Origin of the sequence: Paractinoplanes durhamensis, from assembly GCF_016862175.1 — a bacterium.
Classification (GTDB): domain Bacteria; phylum Actinomycetota; class Actinomycetes; order Mycobacteriales; family Micromonosporaceae; genus Actinoplanes; species Actinoplanes durhamensis.
Genome location: NZ_BOML01000048.1, coordinates 56,714 through 70,600 on the forward strand (window position 1 = coordinate 56,714; position 13,887 = coordinate 70,600).

11 protein-coding genes are annotated in these 13,887 nt (G+C 71.4%); 5 read left to right on the top strand and 6 right to left on the bottom strand.

All coding sequences use genetic code 11. From position 1 onward, the window contains the following. Positions 1-6: 6 nt before the first annotated feature. On the top strand, positions 7-1,161 hold the full coding sequence (locus Adu01nite_RS29360) for a low temperature requirement protein A (protein WP_203731414.1): 1,155 nt from the start codon (positions 7-9) through the stop codon (positions 1,159-1,161). Positions 1,162-1,315: 154 nt separating this feature from the next. Here the strand turns inward: Adu01nite_RS29360 and panB are convergent, their stop codons facing one another. Further along, on the bottom strand, positions 1,316-2,146 hold the full coding sequence (gene panB / locus Adu01nite_RS29365; protein ID WP_203731416.1) for a 3-methyl-2-oxobutanoate hydroxymethyltransferase: 831 nt from the start codon (positions 2,144-2,146) through the stop codon (positions 1,316-1,318). 101 nt (positions 2,147-2,247) lie between these two features. Beyond that, positions 2,248-4,029, bottom strand: a complete 1,782-nt coding sequence (locus tag Adu01nite_RS29370; protein ID WP_203731418.1) for an NAD+ synthase — start codon at positions 4,027-4,029, stop codon at positions 2,248-2,250. A gap of 134 nt (positions 4,030-4,163) precedes the next feature. On the opposite strand from Adu01nite_RS29370, the gene Adu01nite_RS29375 reads away from it, so the two are divergent. Further along, a complete protein-coding gene (locus Adu01nite_RS29375) occupies positions 4,164-5,516 on the top strand; it encodes a glutamine synthetase family protein (protein WP_203731420.1) in 1,353 nt (450 codons plus the stop codon). Between the two features lie 55 nt (positions 5,517-5,571). After that, the gene (locus Adu01nite_RS29380) at positions 5,572-5,997 is read left to right on the top strand and encodes a DUF350 domain-containing protein (protein ID WP_203731422.1); all 426 of its coding nucleotides are present in this window, start codon (positions 5,572-5,574) and stop codon (positions 5,995-5,997) included. Between the two features lie 152 nt (positions 5,998-6,149). Here Adu01nite_RS29380 and Adu01nite_RS29385 read toward each other — a convergent pair whose 3' ends face one another. Beyond that, positions 6,150-7,568: an RNB domain-containing ribonuclease gene (locus Adu01nite_RS29385; protein ID WP_203731424.1), complete on the bottom strand. Its 1,419-nt coding sequence runs from the start codon at positions 7,566-7,568 to the stop codon at positions 6,150-6,152. 241 nt (positions 7,569-7,809) lie between these two features. Continuing rightward, positions 7,810-10,014 (bottom strand): hypothetical protein, encoded by a 2,205-nt coding sequence (locus Adu01nite_RS29390; protein ID WP_203731426.1) that lies wholly within the window; start codon positions 10,012-10,014, stop codon positions 7,810-7,812. A 475-nt stretch (positions 10,015-10,489) separates the two neighbouring features. Between Adu01nite_RS29390 and Adu01nite_RS29395 the strand changes: the two genes are divergently transcribed. Continuing rightward, positions 10,490-11,266, top strand: coding sequence for a hypothetical protein (locus Adu01nite_RS29395; protein ID WP_203731428.1), 777 nt, complete (start codon positions 10,490-10,492; stop codon positions 11,264-11,266). 27 nt (positions 11,267-11,293) lie between these two features. Here the strand turns inward: Adu01nite_RS29395 and Adu01nite_RS29400 are convergent, their stop codons facing one another. Further along, positions 11,294-12,319 (bottom strand): aspartate-semialdehyde dehydrogenase, encoded by a 1,026-nt coding sequence (locus tag Adu01nite_RS29400; protein ID WP_203731430.1) that lies wholly within the window; start codon positions 12,317-12,319, stop codon positions 11,294-11,296. Positions 12,320-12,431: 112 nt separating this feature from the next. Here Adu01nite_RS29400 and Adu01nite_RS29405 point away from each other — a divergent pair, with 112 nt between their 5' ends. Continuing rightward, a complete protein-coding gene (locus Adu01nite_RS29405; protein ID WP_203731432.1) occupies positions 12,432-13,229 on the top strand; it encodes a class I SAM-dependent methyltransferase in 798 nt (265 codons plus the stop codon). Here the strand turns inward: Adu01nite_RS29405 and Adu01nite_RS48570 are convergent. Then, on the bottom strand, positions 13,219-13,842 hold the full coding sequence (locus Adu01nite_RS48570) for a M15 family metallopeptidase (RefSeq protein WP_203731433.1): 624 nt from the start codon (positions 13,840-13,842) through the stop codon (positions 13,219-13,221). The two genes, Adu01nite_RS29405 and Adu01nite_RS48570, sit on opposite strands and share 11 nt — an antisense overlap. Positions 13,843-13,887 lie beyond the last annotated feature (45 nt).

Below are 13,887 nucleotides of genomic sequence, written 5' to 3' on the forward strand. Positions count from 1 at the left end.
CCGTCCATGTCCGAGCCCTCGGTCGCCGCCCCTCGGGTGTCGACGCTGGAACTCTTCTTCGATCTCGTCTTCGTCTTCACCATCACCCAGCTGTCCGAGACGCTCGCCGAGCACCTCACCTTCGGCACCCTCGGCAACGTGCTGCTGATCCTGGCCGTGGTCTGGTGGATGTATTCGGGTTACGCCTGGCTGACCAACGCGGTGGCGCCCAACTCGACTACCCGCCGCACGCTGCTGCTCACCGGCATGGCCGGCTTCCTGCTCATGGCGCTCGCCATCCCGGAGGCCTTCGGCGAGTACGGCTGGCTGTTCGGCGTCAGCTACCTGGTCGTCAACGTGGTGCACTCGGTGCTGTTCCGCACGGCCGGGCCGGGCGCCCGCGACGCGATGAAGATCCTCACCCCGCTCAACCTGGTGGCCGCGCTGCTCGTGCTCGGCGGCAGCCTGGTCGACGAGCCGTGGCGGCACCTGCTCTGGGTGCTGGCCCCGATCCTGCAGATCACCGGCGGTTACGTGCACCGCGCCGAGATGCACACGATCGCGGCCGGCCACTTCGCCGAGCGCCACGGGCTGGTCGTGATCATCGCGATCGGTGAGTCGATCCTGTCGATCGGCGCCGGCTTCCACGGCATGCACCTGGGCGGCGGCGCGATCCTCACCGCGGTGCTCGCCCTCTGCGTGGCGTACTACCTGTGGTGGTTCTACTTCTCCGGCGACGACGCCCGGGCCGCCCACGCCCTGGCCGCCATCACCGACCCGGCCCGCCGGGCGCGCCGGGCGCTGGAGGCCTGGGGTTACGCGCACTACCCGATCCTGCTCGGCATCGTGATCACCGCGGTCGGCATCAAGACCACGGTCGGGCACGCGTTCGAGGGCCTGCACTGGGGCGAGGCGGTGACGCTGAGCGGCGGCGTGGCGGTCTACCTGCTCGGCCACGCGGCGTTCCTGGCCCGGCTGGGCCTGCACGGCGTCTACCACCGCCTGGTCGCCGCGCTGGTCGTGCCGGCCACCATCCCGCTCGGCCACCAGATGGCGATCGCCCAGCTGGCCGCGGTGGTGGTCATCATGGTCGCCACCGCGATCATCGAGGACATCCCGGAGATACGCCGCTCCGGCGGCACCGCGATCAGCGACTTCGGCCGCACCGCCCACGAAAGCTGAACCCCGGCGGAACCGGCGGGACCGGCCGTGACCCGCCGCCCGGGCCGGCCTGCCCGGCCCACCGGGCCCGCCCGGATGGCGGCGGCACGGAGGGTGGGACGGCAGCGCCCGGCCCGTGAAACACGGGACCGGGCGACGTCGTACTCAAAAAGGTTTAAAAGGTGTGTTCTGCCGTGGGGAATTCGCCGCCGCGGACCTCGGCCGCGAACTGGCGCGTCGCGTCGCCCAGAGCGCCCGCCAAATCGGCGTACTGCTTCACGAAGCGCGGCATCCGGCCGGTGCGCATGCCGGCCATGTCCTGCCAGACCAGCACCTGGGCGTCGGTGTCGGGGCCCGCGCCGATGCCCACCGTGGGGATCGGCAGCTCCTTGGTGACGGTCTTGGCGACCTCGCCGGGGACCATCTCCAGGACGACGGCGAACGCGCCCGCCTCGGTGACCGCGCGGGCGTCGGCCAGCACCTCGGCGCCCTCGTTCTCACGGCCCTGGACGCGGTATCCGCCCAGCGTGTGCTCGCTCTGCGGGGTGAAGCCGATGTGCGCCATGACCGGGATGCCGGCGCCGGTGAGGGCCTCGATCTGCGGCGCCACCCGGCGGCCGCCCTCGAGCTTGACGGCGTGCGCGCCGCCCTCCTTCATGAACCGGACGGCGGTGCGCAGGGCCTGGGTCGGGCCCTCCTCGTAGCTGCCGAACGGCAGGTCGGCGACCACCAGCGCGGTCTTGGTGGCCCGGACGACCGCGCGGACCAGCGGCAGCAGCTCGTCGACGGTGATCGGCAGGGTGGTCTCGTGGCCGAACACGTTGTTGGCCGCCGAGTCACCGACCAGCAGGACCGGTACGCCGTTCTGGTCGAAGATCGACGCGGTGTACTGGTCGTAGGAGGTCAGCATCGGCCAGCGATCGCCGCGGGACTTGGCGGCGATGAGGTCGCGGGTGCGGACCCGTCGGGTGGCCGGACCGCCGTACAGGGTGGGAATCTCCTGCATCGTCCTTCTCCTTTGCCCTCGAGGCCGCTCGGATGCGGTCCCCGGGTGCGGTAAATGGTCGCACCGCGCAAGGGCCGGAAGTCAGGGGTAAGTGGAGGTTCTCACATCCCTTCCCGAAACCTGTTGGTAATCGGAAGGCGACGATCGCGGCCGAACGCCTTGCCGGAGATCTTGGGCCCGGGCGCCGACTGCCGGCGCTTGTACTCGGCCAGGTCGACCAGCCGCAGCACCCGGTCGACCAGGGCCGGGTCGTTGCCGGCGGCGATCAGCGCGTCCCGCCCGAGGTCGTCGTCGACGTAGCCCTTGATGATCGGGTCGAGCACCGCGTAGTCGGGCAGCGAGTCGGAGTCCTTCTGATCGGGCCGCAGCTCGGCGCTCGGCGCCTTGGTGATCGAGTTCTCCGGGATCGGGGCGTCACCCTGGGTGTTCCGCCAGCGGGCCAGCTGCCACACCATCGTCTTGGGCACGTCCTTGAGCGGGTTGAAGCCGCCCACCGAGTCGCCGTAGAGCGTCGAGTAACCGACCGCGAGCTCACTCTTGTTGCCGGTGGTGAGGACGAGGTGGCCCTCCTGGTTCGACAGCGCCATCAGGATCACGCCGCGCACCCGTGCCTGCAGGTTCTCCACCGCGAGGCCGGAGAGGGCCATGTTGGCCAGGAACGCGTCGACCATCGGCTGGATCGCTTCGGTGCGGTAGTCGACGCCGGTGCGCTTGGCGAACTCGGCCGCGTCGTCCCGGGAGTGGCCCGAGGAGTAGCCGCTGGGCATCGAGACGCCGAAGACCCTTTCCGCGCCGAGCGCGTCGACCGCGATCGCCGCGACGACCGCCGAGTCGATCCCGCCGGACAGCCCGAGAATGACCGATCTGAAACCATTTTTGTTGACATAGTCGCGCAGGCCGAGCACCAGGGCCGACCAGACCTCGGCCTCGTCGACGACCCGCTCCGCGATGCCACCGTCGCGGCGCCCGCCGTGCGAGGGCCTAGGCGTTTTATCCAGAAAAATGCGGACAATCTCCATGTCGTCGGCGATCCATTGCTCGACGATCGGCAACGGGGCGGCCCCGGTCTTCTCCGCGCGATTCGGCTTCGCGTCGGCCGCCGGCAACGGCAGATCATGAATCAACAGCTCCGACGTGAACTGCCCGGCCCGGGTCAGCAGATCGCCCCCGGCCGTCACGATCATCGAGTCCCCGTCGAACACCAGCTCGTCCTGGGCGCCGACCGCGTTCACGTAGGCCACCGTCGCCCCGGCCTCGGCCGCCCGCCGCATCACCAGCGGCAGCCGCACGTCGTCCTTGTTCAGCTCGTACGGCGAGGCGTTGATGTTGAGCACCAGCCCCGCCCCGGCCCGCCGCGCCGCGGTGAACGGCCCTCCGGCCTGCCAGATGTCCTCGCAGACGGTCAGCGCGATGTCCACCCCGCCGAACCGCACCACGGTCAGCGAGTTGCCCGGCTCGAAGTACCGGTCCTCGTCGAAGACGCCGTAGTTGGGCAGGTGGTGCTTGTAGTAGCGAGCCACCACCTCCCCGCCGAACAGCAGCGCCGAGGCATCCCGGCGCCCATGTCCAGGGGTTGCGTCCGAGCTGGTCGCGGCCGGTCCGTCGGCGTCGACATAGCCGACCACCACGGCCAGATCGCCGAGGCCGTCTTGATCCAAACCTTGCGCCAGCGCGGTCAGGGCGGAGATCGAGGCTTCGACGAATGAGTCCCGGAAAACCAGGTCTTCGATCGGGTAGCCGGTCAGCATCATCTCCGGGAAGGCCACCAGTTGGGCCCCCGCGTCGGCCGCCTCCCGGGACCAGCGGCGAATCGCCGCCGCGTTGCCGGCGATGTCGCCAACCGTCGAGTTCACCTGGGCCAGGGCGATCCGTAGCGTGGGCATGCGTCTTATTCTTCCCCACGGACGGCGTGACTATCGCGACCCCGGGACGCCGCAAGGACCCCAGGTCAGCGTAATCTCGGCGTAATGACGCCAGTGAAGACTGGCCCGTCAAGGCCCCACTACCAGGAGTGAACGTGGACCGACAGCAGGAGTTCGTGCTTCGCACTCTCGAGGAGCGCGACATCCGTTTTGTCCGGCTCTGGTTCACCGATGTGCTGGGCACGCTGAAGAGCGTCTCGGTGGCGCCGGCCGAGCTCGAGAGTGCCTTCGAGGAGGGCATGGGCATCGACGGCTCGGCGATCGAGGGCTTCGCCCGGGTCTACGAGTCGGACATGGTCGCCATGCCCGACCCCACCACGTTCCAGGTCTTCCCGTTCGAGGGCGGCGTCTCCGGCGAGAGCGCCCGGATGTTCTGCGACATCCTGCTGCCCGACGGCAGCGCCGCCTGGGCCGACCCGCGGCACGTGCTGCGCCGCGCCCTGGCCAAGGCGGCCGAGAAGGGCTTCACCTTCTACACCCACCCCGAGGTCGAGTTCTTCCTGATCCAGGACGGCCCGCTGGACGGCTCGCTGCCGATCCCGGTCGACACCGGCGGCTACTTCGACCACACCACCCACTCGGTGGCGCGGGACTTCCGCCGCCAGGCCGTCCTCGCCCTCGAGCGGATCGGCATCTCGGTCGAGTTCAGCCACCACGAGGTCGCCCCCGGCCAGCAGGAGATCGACCTGCGCTACGCCGACGCGCTGAGCACGGCCGACAACATCATGACGTTCCGGCACGTGGTCAAGGAGGTGGCGCTCTCCCAGGGGGTGCGCGCGACCTTCATGCCGAAGCCCTACACCGACCAGCCCGGCAGCGGCATGCACACGCACCTGTCGCTGTTCGAGGGCGAGCGCAACGCGTTCTTCGACGCCGACGACCCGCAGAAGCTGTCCAAGACGGCCCGCGCGTTCATCGCCGGCCTGCTGGTGCACGCCCGGGAATACACCGCGGTGACCAACCAGTGGGTCAACTCGTACAAGCGGCTGTTCCCGCTCCAGCTGCCCAACGCGATCACCGAGAGCCCCGCGTTCGTCAGCTGGGGCCACCTCAACCGGTCCGCCCTGGTCCGGGTGCCCGCGTTCGGCAAGCCCAACTCGGCCCGCGTCGAGGTCCGCTCGATCGACTCGGCGACCAACCCCTACCTGGCCTTCGCGGTGATGCTCGGGGCCGGCATGAAGGGCATCGAGGAGGGCTACGAGCTGCCGCCGGGCGCCGAGGACGACGTCTGGTCGATGTCGCCGGCCGAGCGCAAGGCGATGGGCTACGACGCCCTGCCGGAAAACCTCTCCGAGGCGATCGACGTGATGAGCAAGTCCGAGCTGGTCGCCGAGGTCCTCGGCGAGCACGTCTTCGACTTCTTCCTGCGGAACAAGCAGGCCGAATGGGAGCAATACCGGCGCGAGGTCACCCCCTACGAGCGGCAACGTTATCTGGGCGCTCTGTAACCCTGTGGAGATCTTCTTGTACGGTCTCTCCTGACTGCCCGCTGAAGGAGAGACCGTGCTGCAAGATCTGCTCGAAGGTGCTGGCCGCAGCATCGTGTTCGGCCTGGTCGGGATCGGCCTGATGGCCCTGGGTTACGTTCTGATCGACATCCTGACCCCCGGCAAGCTCCGCGACCTGATCTGGTCCGAGCGCAACCCGAACGCCGCGTTACTGCTGGCGGCCAACCAGCTGGGCATCGCCCTGATCGTCTTCACGGCCATCTTCACCAGCTACGACTCGTTCGCCGACGGCCTGGCCTCGACGGTCATCTTCGGCATCGTCGGCATCGCCATCATGGGCCTGGCCTTCCTGGTGCTCGACTGGATGACCCCCGGCAAGCTCGGCGAGGTCATCTGCACCCCCGACCGCCACGGCGGCGCCATGGTCTCGGCTGCCACCCACTTCGGCGCCGCGCTGATCATCTGCGCCTGCATCGCTTAAAACCTTTTTCTGAGTACGAGGTCACGCCCGGTCCCCGCCGCCGCGCCCGGGCGCTGCCCACTCACCCTCCCTGCCGCCACCATCCGGGCGGTCCTGGTGGGCCGGGCAGGCCGGCCCACGCGCGGGGCCGGCCGGTCGCGCCGGTCCCGGTCTCAGGCGGTGTGTTCGAACTCGACCTTGCGGGTGGCCGGGTCGGCGATCGTCAGGCGGGCCCGGATGCGTTCGCCCAGTGGGAGGTCGCCGAGGCAGCGGGCCCGCACCGCCGGGTCGTCGAGGGCGACCGTGCCGCCCGGCGGGCGGTTGCGGCCCGGGTCGTCGCGGTCGACCACGCCCGCCTCGAACGTCTCGCCCACCCGGCCGTTCAGCAGCACCGCCTCGGCCAGGTCGATCGCGCCCCGGGTCGCCGAGCCGGCCAGCCGGTCGGTGTCGCCCATCGCCTTGGGCAGCCGGGGCAGCGCCTCCCGCGCCCACTCCGGCACCGCTGAACCGGCCACCAGGGCCAGGCAGACCTCGGTCGCGTAACGGTCGGCCAGCCGCCGCAGCGGGGCCGTCACGTGCGCGTACGGCGCGCCCACCCCGCCGTGCCCGGTCTCGGCCGGCGGCGTGCCGTCGAACGGCGTGTAGGCGGCGCCCCGCAGCAGCTCGGCGGCCTGGTCGAGAAAGGCGGCACCGCGCGGCGTCGCCGGGTCCACCGCGGCGACCACCGCCCCGACCGAGGCGCCCTCGGGCCAGCCGACGCCGAGCGACCCGGCGGCGGCGCGCAGCTTGGCCACCGCTTCCGGCTTCGGCGCCGGCATGGTGCGCAGCAGCCCGACCCCGCCGCGCAGCATCAGCCCGGCCGCGGCCATGCCGGTGAGCAGCGAGATCTGCGCGTTGTACTCCTCGACGGCGAGCGGCGCCCGCAGCACCAGCCGCCAGCCGGCGCCGTCCCGCTCGACCTCCTGCTCGGGCAGCGGCAGGTTGACCGCGCCCCGGTCGGCGGCCCGCCGGGCGAGCAGCGCCCCGAGCTCCGGCAGCAGCGCGAGCGGTTCCGGCGCCGTCCCGGCGTCGACCTGCCGCTGCACCCCGTCGTAGTCCAGCTTGGCCCGGCTGCGCACCCGCGCCCGCTCCAGCCCGACGTCGACGATCGCGCCGTCGGCGTCGAGGTCGATGGTCCACAGCACGGCCGGCCGCTCGACATCCGGCAGCAGACTGGCCGCCCCTTCACTGAGCACCTCCGGATGCAGCGGAATCCGCCCATCCGGCAGATAGATCGTCTGCCCCCGAACCCAGGTCTCGGCCGCGAGCGCCCCGTCCGGCCGGACGAACGAGGCAACGTCGGCAATCGCATACCGCACCCGATAGCCGCCACCGAGCCGCTCAAGATGCATGGCCTGATCAAGGTCCCGCGAGGAGGCCGGATCAACGGTCACGAACGGCACGTCCGTCCGATCGACCCGCGCCGCCGCATCCGCCCCCACCGCAGCCTCGGCCTCGGCGATCACCGCCGCCGGAAACTCACCGGGAAGCCGCAGCTCCCGCCGCAGCGCCGAGAAGTCGATCTGCGGCGCCCAAACCCTTTTGATCGGCACGCCCCATTACTACCAGCCCCACCCCACCCCGAAACGCACCCGGCCACGCCAACGACGGGCACACACACGAGGGAGCCGTCGCTGGGCCGACCACGCCGCACACGCGGCATGTGCACAAGAGCAACCCTTGGGCAGCAGCCCCTGGGCGCGTGGCCGGGCCCGGCCTCGCCGCACACCCGGCTACGCCGGATACACCGATGGCCACGCCGGAAGGGCGTGGCCATCGGATGGGGTGTTGCGGTCAGGCGCGCTTTGCGGTGGCCTTGCGGGCCGCGGTCTTGCGCGGGGCCGCGGCGGTGTTGCCGGCCGCGGCCTTGCGGGCCGCGGCGGCCGTGGTGGCCGTGGCCACCTTGGCGGCGTTGGTGGCCGAGTTCTTGGTCGTCGTCGCCGCCTTGCCGACGTTTGTCGCCTTGGCGCGGGCCGTCGTCTTGGCGGCCCGGGTCGCCGTGTTGGCCGCCTTGCCCGCCATCGAACCGGCCGCGGTGGCCTTCGTCGCGGTGGCCTTCGTCGCGGTGGCCTTCGTCGCGCCCGTCGGGGTGGCGGTCGCCTTCTTGGCCGGAGCCGACTTGGCCGCCGCCTTCTCCGCCGCGGTCGCCTTGGTGGCTGCCGCCTTGGCGATGCTCTTCGCCGCCCTCGGCATCGCGATCTTGGTGGCTGCATCGGCGCCGGCCCGGCTCGCGGCCGACTTCGCCGCACTCCGGTTGGCCGCGGCCAGCTTGGAGGCGGAAGCGCCGGCCGACTTCGCCGCGGTGCGGTTGGCCGCGGCGAGCTTGGACGCCGTCGCGCCGGAGCGGGCCGCCGCGCGGTTGGCCGCCGCGGTCTGGGCGTTCGCCGAGCCGGTCGCCGACTTGGCCGCGGCCCGGTTCGCCGCCGCCGTCTTCGCGTTGGCCGAGCCGCCGGCCGAGCGGGCCGCGGCCCGGTTGGCTGCCGCGGTCCCGGCGTTCGCCGAGCCACTGGCCGCACGGGCCGCCGCCCGGTTCGCCGCCGCCGTCCTGGACGCCGCCGACCCGCCGGCCGACTTGGCCGCGGTGCGGTTGGCCGTCGCCGTCCCGGACTTACCGGCGGCCGCCTTCGCGGCACTCCGGTTGGCCGAGGCGGTCTTGGACACGGCCGTCTTCGCCGCCGACCGCGCCATCGTCGCGGTGGTGGCCGCGGTCGCGCTGGCCTTGGCCGCCCGGCTGGCCGTCTTGGCCACCGTCCGCGCCGCCGTCGCCTTGGTCCCGGTCGCCTTGGTCCCGGTCGCCTTGATGGCGGTGGCCTTAGTAGTGTTCGCCTTGGTAGCGGTGGCCTTGGTCGCCGCCTTCTTGGCGGTGGCCTTGGCCGCGGTGGCCCTGGCCGCCGTCGCCTTGGTAGCAGTAGCCGGCGCCTTCTTGGCCGCCGTCCTGGCCGGGGCCGTGCCGGCCCCCCGGCTCGCGGCCTTACTGGCCGGAGCCTTCTTGGCCGCCATCTTGGTGGCAGGCGCCTTCTTGGTCATGTTGGCAGCCGCAGTCTTGGCCACTGTCGCCTTCTTCGCCGCAGTCGTGGCCGCGGCGCTCTTCGCCGCGGCAGTCTTCGCCGCGGCAGTCTTCGCCGCGGCCGTCTTCGCCGCGGCCGTCTTGGCCACCGCGGTCTTCGTGGCGGCGGTCCGGGCCGCCACCGCCTTCGTGCCGGCAGTGCCGGTCGTGCCGGCCGTGCCGGCCGCCGTCTTCGCCACCGTCGTCGTCTTACCCGCCGCGCTCCGAGCCACGGAGGTACGGGCCGCGGAGGTACGGCCGGCCGAGGTACGGGCCGCCGAGGTACGGGCCGCCGCTGTCTTCGCGGCCGCGGTCGCCTTGGTGGCCGCCTTCTTCGCGGCCGCCGTGCGCGGCGCAACCTCCTGCGCGGCGTTGACCGCCTTACCCGCGGCCGTCGTGGCCCGCGAGGCCGACTTAGCCGCGGTCTTCGTGGCGGTCCGAGCCGTCTTGGCCGTGGACTTGGCGGCCGTACTATTCTTGCCCGCCTCGGGCGTGATCACCGGCATACCGCTGATCGACCCGATGACCGCGGGCATGACCGTGTCCCGGCCGCGCCGGCCGGTGGTCTTCCGGGTCGGTGCGATGCCCGACCTGGTCGCCTCGGACATCTTCGGCGCCGGCGCGAGCGGCATGTCATCGTCCATATCGGCCGCGGGCGTGGGCTCCGGAATCGTCGCCGTCGTCATCCCCGGCATCGGGCTCATCGCCGCCGCCGTACGCCGCGGCGTGACCGGCCGGCTCTTACCGGAAGCGCTCCGCCCGGCGGACGCCGTCTTGACCCCGGCGGTCCGCGTCGAGGCGACCTTCATCCCGGCACCCCGAGCCGAGTTCGTCCGGACCGCACCGCTCCGGGACGCCGACGCAGCGGCCGGCTTCGGCGCGGTCGGCTTGGCCGTGGTCGGCTTCATCGGACGAGCCGGCTTCGGCGCCGGCTTGGCCGTGGTCGGCTTCATCGGACGAGCCGGCTTCGGCGCCGGCTTGGCCGCCCCGGCCCGCGTAACGGTCGCCTTCCCCACTGCGGTACGCCCAGCCGCGGTACGCCCAGCCGCAGAACGCCCAGCCGCAGAACGCCCAGCGGCACTCGTCGTATCGACCGCCGTGCGCCCGCCCGCGGTCACCTTCCCCGCAGTCCCACGTCCGGCGGCAGCCGCGGTCCCCGCAGCCGCGGTCCCCGCAGCCGCGCGTCCGCCGGTCGCCTGCTTGGCGATCGTCCGTCCGGCAGCAGCCGCCCCGGCGACCTTACGGCCGGCGGCGGCCAGGCCGGCCACGGTGCGTCCGGCGGTGGCCTGCTTGGCGACCGTGCGACCCGCAGCGGCCGGCTTAGCGGCGGCGGCGGCCTGCGCAACCGTGGCCTGCGCAACCGTGGCCCGCGCGGAAGCGGTCCGCGCGACGGTTTGTGCGACGCCGGCCTTGGCGACGGTGGTCTGCTTGGCAGTGGTCGGCTTGGCAGCGGCCCGCCCGGCGGCCGTACGCGCCGCGGTCTTGCCCGCGAGACCGGCCTTCACACTCGCCGCTGTCCCCCTTTTTCGCGAAATTTCGGACCGCTTCGTCGTCGTCGATTTCGCTGACGCCGCAGCCGAAGCGGGGGCCGGCTTCACGGCGGACCGGGCCGTCGACGCCGTCCGGTTCGGGGTGGTGGGCTTGGGCACCACGGGCCGGGTCGTGGTCGTCGTGCGTACCGTCGTGGTCTTCGTGGTCCGGGAGGTCGCGGCCGCGACCTTCGTTCCCGCGGCGTTTGCCCGCGCGGGCTTTCCGGAAGTTGAAGCTCTGGTCGGAGCCTTTTTGGCAGCGGCCATCTGGGTGTTCCTCCTTGCGAATGACTGCGGGCTCGTCTCCGCATGGAGACTACGAATTCCGGCTTGGACACAGGGGGTCGCTAAGCCGGTGTCAGCTTTCCTCCCCGGTCCAGCGGGCATCCGCGGCGTCCCACTCGGCATTGCGCTTCTCGACGGTTTCGAGTGCCCGCGTCGCTTCGTCAGCCGTGGCGTAGGGGCCGAGCCGGTACTGGGCGGGACACAGGTCGTCGCCGGTCTCGACACGGCTGTCACGAAGGCACCAGAAGTAGCCGCCTCCGCCGGGCCCACTGTCGTTCATGCAATCACTGTGCACCTCAAACCGACCATCCGCCACCGATTCGGGCAAAAAGTCCTAAATTTCCACATTGGATTCGTCAGGAAATCCACAAAAACCGCCCCGGCCGAGTGACGGCCGGGGCGGAATTCGAAATGACGATCAGCGAAGTTCGGCGGCGACCAACTCGGCGACCTGGACGGCGTTGAGGGCCGCGCCCTTGCGCAGATTGTCGTTGGAGACGAACAGCGCGAGTCCGTTCTCCACCGTCTCGTCGGCGCGGATCCGGCCGACATAGGACGGGTCGCGACCGGCCGCCTCGAGCGGGGTCGGCACGTCGGACAGCTCGACGCCGGGCGCGGTCGCGAGCAGCTCGCGGGCCCGGGCCGGCGACAGCGGCCGGGCGAACCGGGCGTTGAGCTGCAACGAGTGACCGGTGAAGACCGGCACCCGCACACAGGTGCCGGAGACCAGCAGCCCGGGGAGGTCGAGAATCTTGCGGCTCTCGTTGCGGAGCTTCTGCTCCTCGTCGGTCTCGGCGCTGCCGTCGTCGACGATGGAACCGGCCAGCGGCAGCACGTTGAAGGCGATCGTCTTGCTGAACGAACGGGGCGCCGGGAACTCGACGGCGGCACCGTTGTGGGTCAGCTCGGTGGCACGGTCGGCCACCTTCTTGATCTGCTCGTCGAGCTCGCTCACGCCGGCCAGCCCGGCACCGGAGACGGCCTGGTAGGTGGTGGCGATCAGCGCGGTCAGGCCGGCCTCGTCGTGCAGCGGGCGCAGCACCGGCATCGCGGCCATGGTGGTGCAGTTCGGGTTGGCGATGATGCCCTTCGGGCGGTTGCGCGCGGCGTCCGGGTTGACCTCGGAGACGACGAGCGGAACGTCCGGGTCCATCCGCCAGGCCGACGAGTTGTCGATCACGACCGCCCCGGCTTCGGCGACCCGCGGCGCGAGCGACTTGGAGCTGCCCTTGCCGGCCGAGAACAGCACGATGTCGAGACCGGCGAAGTCTGCGGCCTCGGCATCCTCGACGGTCACCTCGCCATCGCCCCACGGAAGGGTGCGGCCCGCGCTGCGCGCGGAGGCGAAGAGCCGGAGCTCGCTGACAGGGAACTGGCGCTCGGCCAGGATCCGGCGCATAACGCTGCCGACCTGTCCCGTCGCCCCCACAATGCCGATCCTCATGCCGACAAAAGTACGGCCTGAACTGCCCGCGAAGAAATCGCATAATCCACCGCGTACCAAATAATGGGATTTTTGTTCCGTATATTAGGACGGCGGGGCTAGCTTCGGAGGCATGGCGACCTACACGCACGGACATCACGAGTCGGTCTTGCGCTCACACCGCTGGCGCACCGCAGAGAATTCGGCGGGCTACCTGTTGCCGCGGCTGAATTCCGGAGTTTCGGTGCTCGACGTCGGCTGCGGTCCCGGCACCATCACCGCCGACCTGGCGACCATCGTCACACCGGGCCGGGTCACCGCCCTGGAGGTCACCGCGGCCGCCCTCGACCTGGCCCGCGCCGAGATCGCCCGGCGCGGCCTGACCAACGTCGCCTTCGCGGTCGGCGACGTGCACACGCTCGACTTCGCCGACGACACGTTCGACGTGGTGCACGCGCATCAGGTGCTGCAGCACGTGACCGACCCGGTGGCCGCGCTGCGCGAGATGCGCCGGGTCACCAAGCCGGGCGGCCTCGTCGCGGTGCGCGACAGCGACTACGCGGCGTTCACCTGGTTCCCGCAGCTGCCCGAGCTGAGTGAGTGGCTGGATCTCTACCAGCGGGTGGCCCGCCGCAACGGCGGCGAACCGGACGCGGGCCGGCGACTGCTCTCCTGGGGTCGCGCGGCCGGATTCACCGAGATCACCGCGACGTCGAGCACCTGGTGCTTCGCCAACCAGGAGGACCGGGACTGGTGGGGCGGCATGTGGGCCGACCGGGTGCTGAAGTCGGACATGGCGGCGACCGCGCTGCAGACCGGCGCCGCCACGCAGGAGGATCTGCAACGGATCTCGGACGGCTGGCGCGCGTGGGCGGCCGACCAGGACGGCTGGTTGTCGTTGCTGCACGCGGAACTGGTCGCTACGAAGTGACCAGGCCCGGGACCTTCTCCGGTTTGAAGCCCCAGTGCCAGCTCTCCCGGGCCGCGGTGTTGTAGAAGCCGTACTTGTCGGCGTTCTGCCGCACCCAGGCCAGGGCTTTGGAGTCCATGTCGAGGTCGGTGGCCATGCCCCAGCCGTGTTCGCTGGTGCCGGGCTTGGCCGCCAGCCCGCCCTGGGAGTAGAGACCTTTGCGCTTGGCCAGGTCGACCTGCTCGGCGTACGGGCGGTACGAGTCGGTGATCCCGATCTTGACGCCGTCCTTCCTGGCGTCCGCGATCATCTGGGTCAGCTTCTCGGCGGCCGGCGCCCACAGCTTGTGCCGGGTGTCGCCGACCTGCTGGAGCGCGTTGGCCGGGATCTTCCCGTTGCCGTAGGCGGTCAGCTCGGTCGGGATGCCCTTGGCGTTCAGTTGATAGGTACGCCCGGAGCCGGTGGTCTGCCCGACCGCCTGGGACAGGTAGCTGGCGAAATCGTTCCCGCCCGCCCCGCCGGCCGCGGTGGTCTGCCGGCCCGGGGTCGTGGTGGGCGCTGCCTTCTGGGTCTGCAGTGCGATGATCCGGCTCTGGATGTCCGCGATCCGCGAGTTCACTCCCTCGATTCCCACGCATTCCCGTTCGGCGGGAGCGGAGATTTCTGAGCCGGAATCCGC

What these genes read in the sequence shown, in the direction of transcription:
- Adu01nite_RS29360 (WP_203731414.1), top strand. Translation starts at nt 7, where the DNA reads ATGTCCGAGCCCTCGGTCGCCGCCCCTCGGGTGTCGACGCTGGAACTC.
- panB (WP_203731416.1), bottom strand. Translation starts at nt 2,146, where the DNA reads ATGCAGGAGATTCCCACCCTGTACGGCGGTCCGGCCACCCGACGGGTC.
- Adu01nite_RS29370 (WP_203731418.1), bottom strand. Translation starts at nt 4,029, where the DNA reads ATGCCCACGCTACGGATCGCCCTGGCCCAGGTGAACTCGACGGTTGGC.
- Adu01nite_RS29390 (WP_203731426.1), bottom strand. Translation starts at nt 10,014, where the DNA reads ATGAAGCCGACCACGGCCAAGCCGGCGCCGAAGCCGGCTCGTCCGATG.
- Adu01nite_RS29400 (WP_203731430.1), bottom strand. Translation starts at nt 12,319, where the DNA reads ATGAGGATCGGCATTGTGGGGGCGACGGGACAGGTCGGCAGCGTTATG.
- Adu01nite_RS29405 (WP_203731432.1), top strand. Translation starts at nt 12,432, where the DNA reads ATGGCGACCTACACGCACGGACATCACGAGTCGGTCTTGCGCTCACAC.